Here is a 17482-nt window from a genome sequence, read left to right as displayed (position 1 = left end):
GTTGTACAGCGAGCGGTGGCGGTTGGCCGCGCCCTTGGGCCGGCCGGTGGAGCCGGAGGTGTAGATGACGTAGGCCAGGTGCTCGCCGTGCAGGGACACGTCGGGGTCGACGCTGGGGCCGGTCTCCAGGTCCAGGCGGTCCAGCTCGATCGTCTGCACGCCGTCGCGCACGGGGATCGTCGCGGCGACGTGGCTCTGGGTGAGCAGCAGCGAGACACCGCTGTCCTCGAGCATGTAGGCGATGCGGTCCTTCGGGTACTCGGGGTCGATGGGCACGTAGGCGCCGCCGGCCCTGAGGATGGCCAGCAGGCCCACCACCATCTCGATGCTGCGCTCCAGCGCGATGCCCACAGGGGTGTCGGGGCGAACGCCCAGTGCGATCAGGCGGTGCGCCAGGCGGTTCGCCCGGGCATCTAGCTGCGCGTAGCTCAGAGAGGCTTCGCCGAACACCACAGCCTGCGCATCCGGCGTGCGGGCTGCCTGCCGGCCTATCAGGCGGTGCACCGGCTCGACGTGGTCGCGGTGCTGCGGGTTCTCGCTCCAGCCCATCAGCTGCGCGCGCTCGGCCTCGCTCGTCAGGACCAGGTTCGCGAGCAGGCGGTCGGGGTCGGAAGCCAGCGTCTCCAGCACCCGGATATAGCCGTCGACCAGACGCTGCGCCGTGTGCGCCTCGAACAGGTCGGTGTTGTATTCGAGCCGGCCGCGAACACCCTGCGGGTCGATATAGAAGTCCAGCGAGAGATCGAATTTGGCACCCGCGTCGTCGAATTCCTCCAGCTCGGCCCGCACGCCCTCGAGATCGAGCGCCACGGCCTCGCCCGACATCTGCACGCCGAACATCACCTGGAACAGCGGGCTACGCGCCGGGTCGCGACGGTCCTTGCGGTTCGCCAGCAGCACTTCGAAAGGCAGGTCGGCGTTGTCGAGTGCGGCCAGCGCATCGGCGCGGACCTGCCGGCAGACCTGGCGCAGGCTCTGCCGTGGCGAGAGCCTCGCGCGGAACACCTGCGTGGTCACGAAGAAGCCGAGCAGTTCGCTCACTTCCTCATGGTGCCGGCCGGCATTGGGCACGCCGACGGCGAAGTCGCCCTGCCCGCTCTGGCGCGACAGCAATACCTGCCAGGCCGCCAGCAGCGCCACGAACGGCGTGCATTTCTCGGCGCGGCAGAACTTCTGCACCGCGAGTGCCAGCGCCGGCGGCAACTCGAAACCCAGCGCCGTTCCCGCGAAGGTCTTCCGGGAGCCGCGCGTGCGGTCGGTCGGCAGGTCGAGCGCGGGAACCTCCGGGCCCAGATGCCTGTTCCAGTGTTCGAGCTGGCCCGCCAGCGCGCCGCCCTGCACGCCGGCGCGCTGCCACACCGCATAGTCGGCGTACTGCACGGACAGCGGCGGCAGCTCGACCGCATCGCCGCTGCGCAGAGCCAGCCTATAGGCCCGGGCCAGGTCGTTGGCGAGGATCGGGTTCGACCATGCGTCGGACACGACGTGATGCAGGCACACGGCCAGCACATGCCGCCCGCCGCCCAGCGTCACCAGCCGTGCGACCAGCGCGGGCGCGGCGCCGAGATCGAACACGTGCGCGGCGGTGCGGCACACGGCTTCGTCCAGCGGCTGCTTCTGTGCTTCGGCCGGCAGCCCCGAGAGATCGATGCGTTCCAGCGCGAACGGCGCGGATGCGTGCACCCGCTGCATCGGCACGCCGTCCTGCTCGAAGAAGCTGGTGCGGAGGATAGCGTGCCGCGCGATCACCGCCTGGAACGCGCGCTCCAGCGCATCGGCGTCGAGCGCCCCCTCCAGCCGGAAGACGCGCGGCAGGTTGTAGGCCGTGAGGCCGGGCTCGAGTTTCTGCAGAAAGCAAAGCTGCTCCTGCGCATAGGAAAGCGCGACGGCATCGCCATCACGCACCGTGCGGACGATGCCGATGCTCATGCTGCCTCACCCACTTCTGCTTCCTCGGGTTGCCGCGCCGCCTGCGCCCGCTGCTCGAGCAGCCCGGCATCGTCACTGCCTTCACGCAGCGCGGTCGCCAGCGCGGCCGGCGTGGGGTGGTCGAACACCACGCCCGCCGCCACCTCGACCTGCAGCAGCTTGCGGATGCGCGCCACGAGCTTGATGACCTGCAGCGAGTGGCCACCGAGCTCGAAGAAATCGTCCTCCGCGCCGATGGGGCCGCTGCCCAGCAGCGAAGCCATGCCGTCGGCGAGCACGGCTTCGAGTGCGTCGCGCGGCTCCACGCGCGCCTTGCGCCCGGCTGCGGCGGGCGCGATGGCGGCCAACGCCAGCCGGTCGATCTTTCCGTTGGGCAGGCGCGCGAAGGATTCCATCGCGGTGAAGCTCGCCGGCACCATGTGCGCGGGCAGCAGAGCGGCCAGTTGCTCGCGCAGGGCACGGCCGTCGGCCAGTGCCGCATCGGAGACGAAGAAGGCGGACAGCGTCATCGCACCCGCCGCATCGGGCGCGGCCAGCACCACCGCCTGCCGTACGCCCGGCTGCGCGAGCAGCACCGACTCGATCTCGGCCGGCTCCACGCGGAAGCCGTGGATCTTCACCTGGTGGTCCGCACGGCCCGCGAGGCAGATGCCGCCATCGGCCAGCACGTGGGCTAGGTCGCCGGTGCGGTAGAGACGCTCGCCAGGACGGAAGGGGTCGGCCACGAAAGCCTCGCCCGCCTCGCGGTTCAGGTAGCCCCGGCACAGCTGCGCGCCACCGATGTAGACCTCGCCGAGGCCGCCCGCCGGCACGAGGCGCAGCGATTCGTCGAGCACGTGCACGCGGTTGTTGGCGAGCACCTGCGTCAGCGGCAGCTGCGCGGACAGCTGAGAACCGGCCGGCACCGCATGGACCATCACGCCCACCGTGGTCTCGGTCGGCCCGTAGTGGTTGTAGATGGCGCACTGCGGTGCAAGCCGCGCGATGCGCTCGATCAGTGCGCGCGGCGCAGCCTCGCCGCCCAGCACCAGCGTGCGCGGCAGGCGCGGCGACTCGCATTCGAGCAGCGCTTCGAGGTGCGAGGGCACGATCTTGATCGCGTCGACTTCGTGCGCGGCCATGAAGCGTGCGAAGGCATCGGCGCCCTTGGCTTCGTCCTCGCCCGCGACGACCAGGCAGGCGCCGTTGAAGAAAGCGCCGAACAACGCGGTGTTGCCCAGGTCGGCCACCACCGAGCTCGTGAGCGCCCAGCGGCGGCGGCCGTCGAGCTTCATCGCGGTCGAGGCCGCGGCGACGTAGTTCAGGAGCTGCGCCTGCTCGATGGCGACGCCCTTGGGCTTGCCCGTGGAGCCGGAGGTGTAGAGCACGTACGCCAGGTCCTGCGGCGCGATGCGGTGAGCGGGCATGCCGTCGGGCATGCCGTCGAGCACAGGCAGCGTGGCAACATCCAGCACGAGCGCCGGCCGCGCATCGGCCAGCACGGCGGCACGGCGCGCCTCGGGCCATCCGGGCTCCAGCGGCAGGTAGGCGGCGCCCGCGCGCCAGGCGGCGAACATAGCAACCGGCAGCTCGATCGAGCGGGGAAGGTTCAGCGCAACGATGGAACCCGGCGCCACGCCCTGTACGGCGAGCCAGTGCGCGAGGCGGTTGATGCGGCCGTCGAGCTCGCGATAGTTCAGGCGCTGCCCGCCGGCTTCGAGCGCAGGAGCGTCGGGCGTGGTCCGGGCCCAATGCGCGATGCGATCGGCAACGGTCTGCGTCCCGGCGTCGATGCGTTGGTCGTTCAGGGCGAGCAGCAGCTCGCGCTCCTTCGGCCCGACCAGCGACAGCCCGCCGACCGGCGCATCGGGCTGATCGACCACGGCTTCGAGCAGGGTGACGAACTGCAGCAGCAGGCGCTCCAGCGCCACCTTGCCGTGGCGCGCGGCATCGGCGTGCAGCGACAGCTCAGCGCCCTCGCCCCTCCACGCGGCTTGCAACGCGAGCTCGAAGCAAGGCATCGGACCGGGCAGCACGGCAAGGCGCCATTGCGGCGCTTCGCCCCGAGGCTGCAGCGCTTCATGCGACGCAAAGCCGGCGACAGTGTGCGTCGCGAACGGCGGCGCATCGACGGACCAGTACTCCTGCGCGTCCACGTGCGCCGCCAGCGCGGCGTCCAGCCTGCCGACCCAGCTCGAGAAGGATTCCTCGGACGCCACGTCGACCACCAACGGCAGCACCTTGTCGAACACGCCGACCGCGCCCTGCATCGGCTCGTAGTCGCGCCGGCAGTCGTGCTGCCAGCCGCCGATGAAGCGGCCCGTGCCGTCCAGCCTCGCGAGCATCAGCCACCATGCGGCTTGCAGCAGGGTCTCGGGCTGCGTGCCGAGCGCATCGGCGCGCGCGGCCACCCGGTCCGCGAGTGCAGCGTCGATGGCGCCGGATGCGCTGATGCGATGCCCCGTCTCCGAACCGGTGCCGTCGAGCCGTCCGTTCAGCCGTGGCGGCGCGAGCGTCGCGGCATCGGCCGCAAGGCGCTGCCAGTAGGCACGCCCGTCGGCAGCGTCCTCACCTTCGAGCAGGTCCTGCCGCCATTCGACGAATCGCGCGTACTGGAAGGTGTCCTCCGGATCGAGGCTGCCTTCGCCCAGGCAGGCCGTGGCGATCTGGGCGAACAGGTTCTGCAGGCTTTCCCGGTCGGCTGCCAGCGGATTCACCGACAGGGCCAGCGCGTGGCTGGCCTCGCCCGTGCGCACGAGCGCCGCGCCGACCAGTTCGCCGCGCTCCATCGCCAGCGGCTCCGCATTGAAGGCGGCGAGCCACGCGTCGAGCGACGCGCCATCGGCGGCCGCCGTGCCCAGGTCGGCCTCCTGCCATTTCAGCGGCGGCATCTCCTCGGAATACTGCAGCCGAAGCCCCCGGTAGCCCGGCACCTGGCGGACGGAGGCGCACAGTGCACCGTGGGCGCGCAGCACGCTCTCCACCGCGACGCGCACGCGCGGCGCATCGAGCACGCCGTCGATGGCTGCCACGAGGAGCAGCCGGGCCGCGCCGGCGGCTACCGCGCGCTGCTCGGGACTGAGCGGGAAGGTTGCGTCGGAGCTGTCGGTCATCGCTGTGCTCACGCTCATGCCCCCTGCTCGTCGGCCAGCCGCGCATCGGCCACGGGACTTGCCGAGCCTTCGAGCGCGGCGCGGTCGAACATCGCGCCCATCGCCACCACGATCTTGCGCGGGCCTTCGTACGGATCGCGCGCATGGGCCGCGAGCATGTTGTCGAGCATGACGATGTCGCCCTGCCGCCATTCGAAGCGCACCGCGCATTCCTCGTACACGCGGCCGACCACGGCCATGGTTTCGTCGGCGATGGGCGAGCCGTCGCCGTAGGTCACGTGGCGCGGCATGCGGTCGATGCCGCCCATGGCGAGCAGGTCCTCGCGCACCTGCGCTTCGAGGCAGGCCACGTGGTGCAGCTGGATCTGGTTGAAGAAAACCTTCTCGCCGGTCAGCGGATGGCGGATCACCGCCGGGCAGCGCGTGCGCGTCTGCAGCGTGTCGCCGTCGAGCCAGCGCCAGGCGATGCCGGCGGCGGCGAGGCGGGCTTCCACGTCGTCCTTGCGGTCGGTCTTGTAGAAGTCCTGCCAGCTCACGTCCAGGCCCGGCGTGAAGGTGCGCACGTACAGCAGCTCCTTGCGCTCGAACTCGGCCACCATGTCGGCCGGCAGGCGGCGCAGCATCTCGCGGCAGTCGACGATGGGCGTGGCGCCGCCCACGGGCGAAGGCAGCTCGCAGAAGAACCACTGCTTGCGCGGCCAGCGGTCGAGGTGCGAGCTCTCGTTGTGATACAGGATCATCTGCCGCTCGGGATACGGCGTGGAGCGGTACGTCTTCTTGCCGCCCTCCTTCTTCGGCAGGTCGCCGTAGCTGCCGTACAGCTCGGGCTCGATGGCCTCGGCGAAGGCTTCGAAGTCCTGCGGCGTCTTCAGCCCGAAGTTGCGGAAAAGGATGCCGCCATGCTTCGCGACCAGCATCTCGATGTAGTCGGCCTGGCTCTTCGCCCAGGCCACGGTGTCGAGGTCGGCCGTGGTGGCCTGCAGCACGATGGGGAATTCGGCGCCGGGCTTCAGGAAGGATGTCTGGACCACGGGGCGCGCGGCGGCGCGCTGCGGCTCGCGGCCTTCCCCGAGGCTGGCTGCCTTGCCGAGTTTCCCCAGCTTGTCGAGCTTGCCGAGCTTGTCCATCTTGCCGGGGGTGCCGGCGGTGTCTGCGGGTTTGGCGGTATTCATGCTGATTCGCTCCTGCGTTTGCCTGGGGGCCAGCGCGTCGATGGCCTCGGCGGCCTGGCCCGGTATTGCGACGATCCGCTCCAGCAGCGCGTGCCACGAAGCGGTGAACTTTTCGACGGTTTCCCGTCGGTACAGGTCTGTGGCGTACACCCACTCGACGGTGAGCGCGCCGGCCTGTTCCCTGGCGAACACCGCCAGGTCGAACTTGGATTCGTTCATCTGCTGGGGCAGCACCTCGACCTCGGCGCCTTCGATGGCGAACCGGATCTCGGGTGTGTTCTGGAGGACGAAGAGCACCTGCACCAGCGGATTGCTGTTGCGCGCGCGGCGCGCGCCCGACTGCTCCACGATCTGGTCGAAGGGCACGTCCTGGTGGTCCATGGCGGCGAGCGTCTGCTGCCTGGTCTGCGCGAGCCATTGTCCGAAGCCGGCCTGCCTGTCGGTCATGCGCGAACGCACCGGCACCACGTTGACGAAGAAGCCCAGCAGCTGTTCGAGGTCCGGGTGGCCGCGGCCCGCGACGTCGGTGCCGATCACGATGTCGTCGGCTCCCGAGACCTGGTGAAAGAACAGGAAAAAGGACGACAGCAGCAGCGTGAAGAGCGAGGCGTCGGACTCGCGCGCAAGCTTGCCCAGCGCCTGGGACAGCGTTGGCGACAGCTCGAGCACCACCGAGCTGCCGGCGTGCGATGCAGTGGCCGGACGCTCGTGGTCGGGCTTCAGGCTCGACATCTGCGGTGCGCCGCGCAGGTAGTCGCGCCAGAACGCGGCCTTGGGAGCGAATGCATCCGACGCCAATGCGCGGTCGTACCACGCGGCGTAGTCCACGTACTGCACGGGCAGCGGCGCGAGCTGCAGCGGCTGGTCGCGGAGGGCCCGCTCGTAGAACTCGCCCAGCTCGCGCGCGAACACCGCGATCGACCAGCCGTCGAACACGATGTGATGCACCACCAGGACCAGTACATGCTCGTGTTCGCCGAGGCGCACGACGGTCGCCTTGATCAGCGGCCCCTCGGCCAGCGTGAAGGGCATGCGCACGAGTTCGTCGAACAGCGCGGCGTAGCGGCGTTGGCGATCGGCCCTGTCCGCGCCGCCGATCTCGACGAGCGGGATGTCCAGGCTCACGCCGGAGCGGATCACCGCCACGGGCTCGCCCTCTTCGTCTTCCGCGAACACGGTGCGCAGCACCTCGTGCCGCGCCACGACGGCGTCGATGGCAGCACGCAGCACGTCAATCTTCAGTTCGCCGTGCAGGGCCAACCCTGCCGACATGTTGTAGGCAGCACGGCCCGTCACGTTGCCGGCATCGGTGAGCCGGTCGACCAGCCAGAGGCGGCGCTGCATCGGTGACAGCGGCAGCGCGCCGGTGCGCGGCACGGGTGCGATCTCCATCGCGGCGGCCGGCTGCGGCTTCGCCGGAGCGTCCTTGGCCGGCATGCGCGCCATCAGGCCCGCGATGGTCGGCGCCTTGAAGAACTCGCTGGGATGCAGCTCGACCGCGTAGGCCTTGCGGATGCGCGACAGCAACTGGATGGCGACCAGCGAATCGCCGCCGAGCTCGAACAGGTTGTCGTCCATGCCGATGGGTGCGATGCCCAGGCGCTCGGTCCACAGCGCGGCCAGGGCGTTCGCGAGTTCGCCCTCGGGAGCGACGAAAGGCGTCTGCAGCGCGGGGCGCGGATGGCTGGCGCCGCTCGCGGCGGGCTGCTCGCCGGCTGCATCGAGCAGGTCGAGCATGCCGTTGTCCAGGGGGCCGAGGCGCTCCGCGAGGTCGGTGGTGGAGATCACGGTCTGCGGCCGCAGCGGGCCGTTGACGATGCGCTCGAAGGTGCGCGCGCCTTCGGGGCCGTCCATGCCGATGCCGTCGGGCACTTTCATGTTCTCGGCCATGCCCAGGCCGCGCCATGCGTCCCAGTTGATCGAGAAGACCGGACAGCCGCCAGACCGCGCCTGGGCGACCGCCACGGCGTCGAGGTACGCGTTGGCCGCGGCGTAGTCGCTCATGCCCAGGCCGCCGGCCACGCTGGAGATGGAGGAGCAGAGGTGCACGAAGTCGAGCGGCTGGCCGCGCACGGCGTCCAGCAGCGCGCGCGTGCCGCGCACCTTGGTCGAGAAGACGGTGTCGACCTGCGCGCGCGTGCGCTGGGCCATCATGCCGCCGCCGGCATCGCCCGCCGCATGGACGATGCCGTGCAGCGCGCCGAAGCGCGCATTCGCCAGTGCAAGGGCTGCCTGCAGCTGGGCGGCGTCCGACACGTCGGCCGACAGCGTCAGCACCTGCGCACCCAGCGTTTCGAGTTCGAGCAGCTGGCGCAGCCTCGTGCGCTGCGCTCCGGGCTGGCTCGCATCGGCGGCCAGCGAAGGCCATGAAGCGCGCTCCGGCATCGCGGTGCGGCCGAGCAGCACCAGCCTGGCCTGCCAGTGCTGCGCCAGGTGTTTCGCGATGGCGAGGCCGACGCCGCCCAGGCCGCCGGTGATCAGGTACACGCCCTGCCGGCGCAGGCGCGGCTGGGCTGCGGCGGGGAGCGGCGCGGGCTCGTAGGTCCTGGCCCAGCGGTGCGCGCCGCGGTAGGCCAGCAGCGGCTCGCCGGGCTCGTCGCGCAATGCGGCGGCCTCGGCAGCGATCTGTTCGACCAGCAAAGTCTCGGCGTCGCTTTCGGGCGCGGGCAGCATCACATCGATCACCCGGCAATGGACGCGCGGGCACTCCTGCCCGATCACCTTGCCGATGCCCAGCAGTGTGGCCTTCTCGGGACACAGCGCCTCGGCGCCCGTGATGTCCTCGATCTGGTTCGCAACGATGGCGATGGGCAGCTTGCCGGCGGCGGCCGCGGCCGTGCGCGTGTCGAGCGCCTGCACGAGCGCCAGCAGGCTGAAGAAGCTGCGTTCCAGCAGTTCCGGCTGCGGCTGCACGGCGGGCACCTCGTCGAGGCACCACAGGTGATGGATGGCGGTGACGGAGCCGAAGTCGGCTTCGGCCTCACGCAGCAGCTGCGCATGATCGTCGCGTTCGCCGGCACGCAACGTCCAGCCTTCACGGCCGGTACGTGCGAAGGCCCGGCCGCGTTCGGCCACGATCACCGTACGGCCCTGCGAACGCAGGTGCCGCACGAGATGGCCGGTGAAGCTGCGGCTGTCGCCGTAGACCAGCACGCAGCCCGCATCGGGCGCGTTGCCGGCCGCATTGCCGGTCACCGCGAGCATCAGCGGCTCGACGCGCCTCCAAGACGGCGCGTAGAACGCATCGGAAGGCTTCGCACGCGACGACTTCGCCGATGCGGCATCGGGCGCGTCCACCCAGTAGCGCCTGCGTTGGAACGGATAGGCCGGCAGCGGCACGCGACGCCGCGCCTGGCCGGCGTGGCAGGCCGCCCAGTCGATGTCCACGCCCGCGAGCCAGAGGCCGGCGAGCGCCTGGGCGATCTGCTGCGCATTGCGCGCGCGCTGCTGCGGGTGAGCCTGGCTGGCAAGCACACCGGCGGCCGATGCGGCCATGGGGTGCTGGCGCGCCAGGCCGGCGAGCGTTTCGCCGGGGCCGACTTCGAGCACCACGCGCCCCGGCACCTCGAAGAGCGTGCGCAGGCCGGCCGTGAATTGCACCGTGCCTCGCAGATGCTGCGCCCAGTAGCCCGGGCTGACCGCCTGCTCCGCCATGATGAGCTTGCCGGTGACGTTGGAGATGAACGGGATCTTCGGTGCCTGCCGGGGCACCGAGGCGATGAGCTGTTCCAGCTCGGCGAGCAGCGGCTGCGTCATCGCGGAATGCGAGGCGATGGACACATGCAGCCGGCGCGGCAAGTGGCCCTGCGCGCGCAGCTTCTCTTCGGCGGCCTCGATGGCTTCGAGCGGGCCGGAGATCACGCACAGCTGCTCGCCGTTGGCAGCGCCGAGGTCGCAGCCATCGACCAGGAAGGGCGCGAGCTCCGCCTGCGAGAGCGGCACCGCCGTCATCGCGCCGGGCGGCATGGATTGCAGCAGGCGGCCGCGCAGGGCTGCCACGCGCAGCGCGTCCTCCAGCCGGAAAACGCCCGCCAGGCAGGCCGCAACGTATTCGCCGAGGCTGTGGCCCATCATCACGGAGGGGCGCACGCCGCGCCGCATCCACCAATGCGCCATTGCATATTCGATGACGAAGAGGGCGGGCTGCGCGAAGGCGATGTCGAAGAGCCGCGCGTCGGCCTCGGCTTCCGAGTCCGGCGCGGGGAACAGCAGCTCGCGCAGGTCCATGCCCAGCTCGGGGCGCAGCAGTTCGCAGCAACGGTCGATGTCTTCGCGGAACCGCGCGTCGTCGCGGTAGAGCGCCAGGCCCATGTTCGCGTGCTGCGTGCCGCCGCCGGGGAACAGGAAGGCGATCTCGGGCGGCTGTTCGGGCGCGGGCGCCGCGCCGGCAAGGACGCCCTCGCCGGAAGCGAGCATGCGCGCGGCGGACCGGGACTCGCCGGCCACCACGGCGCAGCGGTGGGCGAAGGCACGGCGGCCCGTCTGCAGCGTGTGCGCGACGTCGGCCAGTGCGGTGTCCGGATGCGCCTCGATATGCGCCGCGAGTCGTTGCGCGGCCTGCCGTACGGCGGTTGCGCTCATCGCGGACAGCGGCAGTACCTGCCAACCGCCCTGCTCTTCCGGCGCCGCTGCAATGGCCGGCGCTTCGGGCGCCTCTTCGAGCACGACGTGCACGTTGGTGCCGCCGATGCCGAAGGAGCTGACGCCCGCCCGGCGGGGCGCGGCGCCCTTCGGCCAGGGCCTGGCCTCGGTGTTCACGTAGAACGGGCTGTTCTCGAAGTCGATCTGCGGATTGGGCTGCTCGAAGTGCAGGCTGGGGGGCAGCGTCCTGTGCCGCAGGGCCATAGCGGCCTTGATGAGGCCGGCCACGCCGGCGGCGGCGTCGAGGTGGCCGATGTTGGTCTTGACCGATCCGATGGCGCATTGGCCCTTCGCAGTGGCCCCGCCGCTCGCGAAGGCCTGCATCAGCGCGGCCATCTCGATCGGATCGCCGAGCGTGGTGCCGGTGCCGTGCGCCTCCACGTAGCCGATGGTGCTGGCGGGCACATCCGCGACCATCTGCGCGGCGCGGATCGCACTGGCCTGCCCCTGTACGCTGGGCGCGGTGAAGCCGATCTTGTCCGAGCCGTCGTTGTTGGCGGCGCTGCCCTTGATGACGGCATGGATGGTGTCGCCGTCGCGCAGCGCCTCTTCCAGCCGCTTGAGCGCGACGATGCCAGCGCCGCTGCCGATGACGGTGCCCGCGGCCTTCGCGTCGAAGGCGCGGCAGTGGCCGTCGGGCGAGAGGATCGCGCCGCTCTGGTAGCGGTAGCCGCCTTCCTGCAGCAGGTTGAGCCATACGCCGCCGGCCAGCGCCATGTCGCAGTCGTGGCTCAGCAGCGCCTGGCAGGCCATGTGCACGGCCACCAGCGAGGTCGAGCATTCGGTCTGCACGCTGACGGCCGGGCCGCGCAGGTCGAGCTTGTAGGCCACGCGCGTGCACAGCGAACCGGCGGAGTTGCCGCTCATCAGGCCCAGCATGTCGGCGATGCCGGTGCCCGCATCGACGCCGAAGGCAGGCAGCAGGTGCCGCATGAGGTAGAGGTTCGGGCCGTCGCCTGCGTAGACGCCGACCGATGCGTTGCCTTTTCCGGCCTTCCAGCCGGCGTGCTCCAGCGCCTCCCATGCGCATTCGAGAAAGATGCGCTGCTGCGGATCGAGGTGCTCGGCCTCGCGCGGCGAATAGCCGAAGAAGCCTGCGTCGAACTGGTCGAAGCCTTCGAACAGCACGCCGGCCTTCACGTAGTCGGGGTCGGCCAGCGTGCGCTCTGGCACGCCGCGCGCGCGCAACTGCTCGTCGCTGAAGACGGTGACCGACTCGACCCCGTCGCGGATGTTGCGCCAGAAGGCGTCGACGTCCGGCGCGCCCGGAAAGCGGCCGGCCATGCCGACGATGGCGATCTCGATGCCCGTGAGTCCGGGCGGCGGTGTCTGGTCTTGCATCAGATGCTTCTTTCGGTGGGACGGCGGCGCTGCAGCAAGGCGGCGCGCTGGCGCTGGGCGCGGGCCTGTTCGCTGTCGCCGTCCCCGTTGTCGTCCTTGCCGGCAGGCTGCACAGCGCCGCGGCCTTGCTCGATGCGCCGTGCGAGCGCGCCGACGGTCGGGTACTTGAAGAGGTCGACCACCGTCAGGCCGGGGCTCAGCCGCTCTTCCATCAGGCGGTGCATGCGGATCACCAGCAGCGAATTGCCGCCGAGGTCGAAGAAGTTGTCGTTCATGCCGACCTTCTCGACCTTGAGCAGCCCGGCCCAGATCGAGGCCAGCGTCTCGGCGGCGTCGCCCTGCGGGGCCTCGTAGTCCTGGCGGCTCGCCAGGACGGGCACGGGCAGCGCGCGGCGGTCGACCTTGCCACCCGCGGTGAGCGGGAAGCTGTCGAGCGCCACGATGGCCGAAGGCACCATGTAGTCGGGCAGGACGCGGCCCAGTTGCTCCCTGAGCGCGGCGGCGTCGATCCGGGCGGCGGGTGCCGGCGAAACGTAGGCCACCAGCGAAGCACCGGCTTCGCCGTCGTGCACGAGCACGAGCGCCTCGCGCACGGCGTCGTGTTCGCGCAGCCGGGCTTCGATCTCGCCGAGCTCGATGCGGAAGCCGCGGATCTTCACCTGGTGGTCGAGGCGGCCGAGGTATTCGAGCTGGCCGTCGCCGCGCCAGCGCACGAGGTCGCCGGTGCGGTAGAGCCTGCCGCCCTCCGCGTCGAAGGGATCGGCGACGAAGCGCTCGGCCGTAAGGGCCGCGCGGCCCAGGTAGCCGCGCGCGAGCCCCTCGCCGCCGAGGTACAGCTCGCCGGGAACGCCCGGGGGAACGGGCTGCATGCCGGCATCGAGCACATGCGCGGTGCGATGGCCGACCGGCCGGCCGATGGGCACATAGCCCTGTGCCTTGCCCTGCATCTCGTCGTGCGCGGTTCCGCGCCACGCGGTGGGCGTGATGACCGCCTCGGTCGGGCCGTAGGCGTTGACGATCTGTTCGGGGCGCAGCACGCGGCGGATCAGCGCCAGGTCTTCGCCGGTCCAGGCCTCGCCACCGAAGAGCGCGAGCCGCACGGAATGCGCGAACGGCGCCTGGCCCTGCACCAGCTGGCGGGCATAGGCCGGCGGCAGGTCGACCACGCTCACACGGTGGCGCTGCAGCAGTGCATCGAGCTCGCTGGCCAGCGAACACCACTGCTGCTGCACCACGAGGGCTGCGCCGCTGGCGAGCGGCAGCAGGCATTGCTCGACGGCCGCGTCGACGTGCGGCAGCGCGAACTGCAACGAGCGGTCTTCGGCGCGCATGCCGCAGGCCTGCGCCATCGACTGGATATGCATCGACAGCGCGCCGTGCGGCACGCCCACGCCCTTGGGCCGGCCGGTGGTGCCGGAGGTGTAGATGACGTAGGCGAGATGGTTGTCGTGCAGCGCGACGTCGGGATCGGCGGATGCTTCATTCCGGAGCTCCGCCTCGTCGAGCATGACGCTCGCGACGCCCGGGGGCAGCTCCGCCGCATGCCGGCCGGTCGAGAGCAGCACCGCGGCGCCGCTGTCTTCCAGCAACTGCGCAAGCCGCTGCGCGGGATGAGACGGGTCCAGCGGCAGGTAGGTGCCGCCGGCCTTCAGCACGCCGAGCAGACCTGCCACACGATCGACGGCGGGCTCGATGGCCACGGCGACGATGGTGCCGGCCTTCACGCCCTCGCGGATCAGCCGGTGCGCGAGGCGGTTGGCGCGCTCGTTCAGCGCGGCATAGCTCGACTGGGCATCGCCGTCGATGAGGGCGACGGCATCGGGACTCTTGCGGGCGTGCTGCTCGAACAGGCGATGCACGTGCTGAGCGCTCAACGACTGCCGCTCGCCCGCGGACCAGTCGCCCAGCTGGCGCTGCTCGCCGGCATCGAGCCACTGCACCTCTCCGAGGGCCTGTGCGGACTGCGTCGCCAGCGCCTGCAGCAGCGCGCGGTAGTGCGCAGCCATGCGGCCGATGGTGGCGGGGTCGAACAGCTCCGCCGCATAGGTGAGCACCGCTCCGGTGCTGCCGTCAGCGCGCTCCCGGATGTCGAGCACGAGCTCGAACTGCGCGGCACCGTCGGCCACGCGGTGCTCGCGCGCATGCAGGCCGGGCAATACGCCCGCCATGTCCGCGTCTTCGCGCAGATGGTTGAGCATCACCTGGAACAAGGGACTGTGGCTCAGGCTGCGCTGCAGTTGCAGTGCCTCGACCAGCTGCTCGAACGGCAGGTCCTGATGAGCCTGCGCGCCGAGCGCGGCTTCGCGCGTCTGCGCCAGCAGTTGCGCGAGGCTCATGCGGCCGTGCACTCCGGCGCGAATTACCTGCGTGTTGACGAAGAAGCCGACCAGGCCTGCTGTCTCGGGGCGGTGGCGGTTGGCGACCGGCACGCCGACGCGCACGTCCTGCTGGCCGGTGTATCGGTGCAGCAGCGCCTGGAAGCCGGCCAGCAGCGCCATGAACAGGGTCGCCCCCTGCTCCTGCGCGGTGACCCGCAGCCGCTCGACGAGCACGGCGTCGATTTCGAAGGCATGGCTGGCGGCGCGATAGCTCGCCACTGCCTGCCGTGGATGGTCCGTGGGCAGCGCCAGCACGGGGTGCTCGTCGCCCAGTTGCGCGCGCCAGTAGCCGAGCTGGCGCGCGGCTTCGCCCGCGGCGAGCCAGTCGCGGTGCCAGAGGGCGTAGTCGGCGTACTGGATCGGCAACGGCGCGAACTGCGGCGCCTCGCCTTTGGCGCGAGCGGCATAGGCTGCGCCGAGTTCGTCGATCAGCACCTGCATCGAAGCGCCGTCGGACACGATGTGATGCGTGACGACGACGAGCAGATGCCGCGCTTCGTCGACGCGGACCAGCACCGCGCGCAAGAGCGGGCCTTCACCAAGATCGAAGGGCTCGGCGTGGCATTGGCTTGCGTGCTGCGCGGCAGCGGCATCGCGCGCCTCGAGGGGCAATGCGCGCAGGTCGACCTGCCGCAGCGCGAGCCGATGGGCGGGCTGGATCCACTGGCTGACGGCTCCATCCGCCGCCGCGCGGAACACGGTGCGCAGGCTCTCGTGGCGCTCGACCAGGCCGTCGAAGGCCGCGCCAAGCGCAACGACGTCGAGCGGGCCCGAAAGGTCCAGCGCAACGCTGACGTGGTACGCCGTGCTCTTCGGGTCGAGCTGCCACAGGAACCACTGGCGCTCCTGTGCATGCGACAGCGCGAGCGGCCCCGCACGGCGCTCGGCGGGCAGAACAGGGATCAGGCTGCGCGGCTTGCGGTGGCCGGCGGCGAGCGCGTTGCGCACCTCCGCCGCGAGATCGCCCAATCGGGGGCGCTCGAACAGCAAGCGCGCGGGAAATTCGACTTCCCAGCGGTCGGCGATGCGGGCCGCCGCCTGCGTGGCGGCGAGCGAGTTGCCACCGCGAATGAAGAAGTGCGTGTCCCGCTTCAAGGAAGGCCGCGCGGACCGGGCATCGCCGCGCAGCACTTCGCTCCAGATCGCCGCGACGGACTGTTCGACCTCGTCCAGCGCCGGCTCCGCGACAGGCGTGCTCGCCGCAGCGGAACCGCCGAGCACGAACTCGCCATGCGCGTACATCGCATAGGCGTCGGCCGTTCGGTCGATCCAGCCCTGCCGGCAGGCGCCGCGCTGCAGCTTGCCGCTGGTGGTCTTGGGCATGCCGCCGGGGTTGAGCAGCATGACGACGGACAGCGGCTCGCCGAACTGCTCGCTCACCGCAGCGCTGAGCGTTTCGACCAGCGCCTCGGGCTTCACCAGCTTCTGCGTACTGCGCGATACCTCTGCGGCCAGGCCGATGCCCTCTCCGTCGGGACCATCGACCGCGAAGGCCGCCACGCGCCCCTTGCGCACGATGTCGACCTCGAGCTCGATCATCCGCTCGATGTCCTGCGGGTACAGGTTGTGGCCGCGCACGATGATCATGTCCTTGATGCGCCCGGCCACGTAGAGCTGGCCGTCGTGCACGAAGCCGAGGTCGCCGGTGCGCAGCCACCTGGCGCCGTCATGCTCGACGAAGGTCTTCTGCGAGACCTCGGGCTTGTTCCAGTAGCCGCTTCCGATGCTGGGGCCGGTGGCCCAGATCTCGCCGATGCCGCCCGCGTCGCACGCGGCCAGCGAGGCTGGATCGACGATGCGCACCGCGTGGCCGGAGACGGTGCGGCCGCAGCCGACCAGCGTGGTGCCTTCGGCCTCGATCTCTACGACGCCGCGCGCGAGCGCCTGGCTCGAGAAGTCCTGCGCGACCATGCCCGAGCCGCGCTGCCCGCCGGTCACGAACAGCGTCGATTCGGCAAGGCCGTAGCAGGGATACACCGCGCCGGCAGCGACCCCCGCGGGCGCGAACTGCCTCCTGAACTCGCGCAGCGTGTCGGCACGCACGGGCTCGGCGCCCGAGAACGCCAGGCTCCAGCTCGACAGATCGAGCTTCTGCAACTGGGCTTCCGACACCCGCTCGAGGCACAGGCGATAAGCGAAGTCGGGGCCGCCGCTGATGGTCGCGCGATGCCGCGAGATGGCCTCGAGCCAGCGCACGGGCCGCTCGAGGAAATAGCGGGGCGACATCAGCACCACCGGAATGCCCCGGTGCAGCGGCTGCAGGAGGCCACCGATCAGGCCCATGTCGTGGTTCAGCGGCAGCCAGCTTGCGAAGAGATCGTCCGGACGGACGGAAAGCCCCTCCTCGATCGCGCGCATGTTCGCCATGAGATTGGCGTGCGTGACCATGACGCCCTTTGGCGCGGAAGTCGAGCCGGAGGTGTATTGCAGGAAGGCGATGTCGGTGGCCGCCGGCGTGTGCGGCGCCCAGCGGTCGGCGTCCTCGCCGCCGATCTCGTCCACCGCGATCAGCGGCACGCTGGTGAAGGCATCGGCAACGGCGGCGATGGATGCCTTGATGGCGGCGTGGGTCAGCACGCAGCAGGCACCGGCGTCTGCCGCGATGCCTTCGAGCTTGCCCAGATGACGCTTGCGCGTGGACTCGGGCGGAAACACGGGCACGGCGACGAGACCCGCATAGAGGCAGGCGAAGAAGCTCACGACGTAGTCGTCGCAGTTGTCGAGCATGATCAGCGCGCGCTCGCCGCGACCGCAGGACTGCTGCAGCCGTGCCGCGAGGCCGCGCACCCGCTCGTCGAGCCGGCGGTAGCTGACGGGCGTGTCGAGGGGCGCGCCTTCGCGGTCGGTCACGGCGATCAGCGCCGTGTCATCGGGCCGGCGTGCGGCCAGGTCGCGCAGGTGGCTCACGAAGTCCACGGGATGCATCGGA

4 protein-coding genes are annotated in these 17482 nt (G+C 70.8%); all 4 read right to left on the bottom strand.

Annotation, left to right across the window (positions count from 1 at the left end):
- Positions 1-1929 (bottom strand): condensation domain-containing protein (locus BMY35_RS15435; RefSeq protein WP_143080686.1); only part of this gene is annotated, 1929 nt, incomplete at its 3' end.
- Positions 1926-5039, bottom strand: a complete 3114-nt coding sequence (locus tag BMY35_RS15430; protein ID WP_093200411.1) for a non-ribosomal peptide synthetase — start codon at positions 5037-5039, stop codon at positions 1926-1928. The genes BMY35_RS15435 and BMY35_RS15430, both read right to left, overlap by 4 nt.
- Entirely contained in the window at positions 5036-12175 is a 7140-nt protein-coding gene (locus BMY35_RS39115) for a type I polyketide synthase (protein ID WP_093200409.1), read from the bottom strand. The genes BMY35_RS15430 and BMY35_RS39115 overlap by 4 nt, the downstream gene beginning before the upstream one ends.
- A complete protein-coding gene (locus BMY35_RS15420) occupies positions 12175-17478 on the bottom strand; it encodes a non-ribosomal peptide synthetase (protein WP_093200406.1) in 5304 nt (1767 codons plus the stop codon). The genes BMY35_RS39115 and BMY35_RS15420 overlap by 1 nt, the downstream gene beginning before the upstream one ends.
- Between the last annotated feature and the right edge of the window lie 4 nt (positions 17479-17482).

This window comes from Variovorax sp. YR750, from assembly GCF_900109805.1.
Classification (GTDB): domain Bacteria; phylum Pseudomonadota; class Gammaproteobacteria; order Burkholderiales; family Burkholderiaceae_C; genus Variovorax; species Variovorax gossypii.
This window is presented reverse-complemented; position numbering and strand designations above follow the sequence as displayed.

What these genes read in the sequence shown, in the direction of transcription:
- BMY35_RS15430 (WP_093200411.1), bottom strand. Translation starts at nt 5,039, where the DNA reads ATGAGCGTGAGCACAGCGATGACCGACAGCTCCGACGCAACCTTCCCG.
- BMY35_RS39115 (WP_093200409.1), bottom strand. Translation starts at nt 12,175, where the DNA reads ATGCAAGACCAGACACCGCCGCCCGGACTCACGGGCATCGAGATCGCC.
- BMY35_RS15420 (WP_093200406.1), bottom strand. Translation starts at nt 17,478, where the DNA reads ATGCATCCCGTGGACTTCGTGAGCCACCTGCGCGACCTGGCCGCACGC.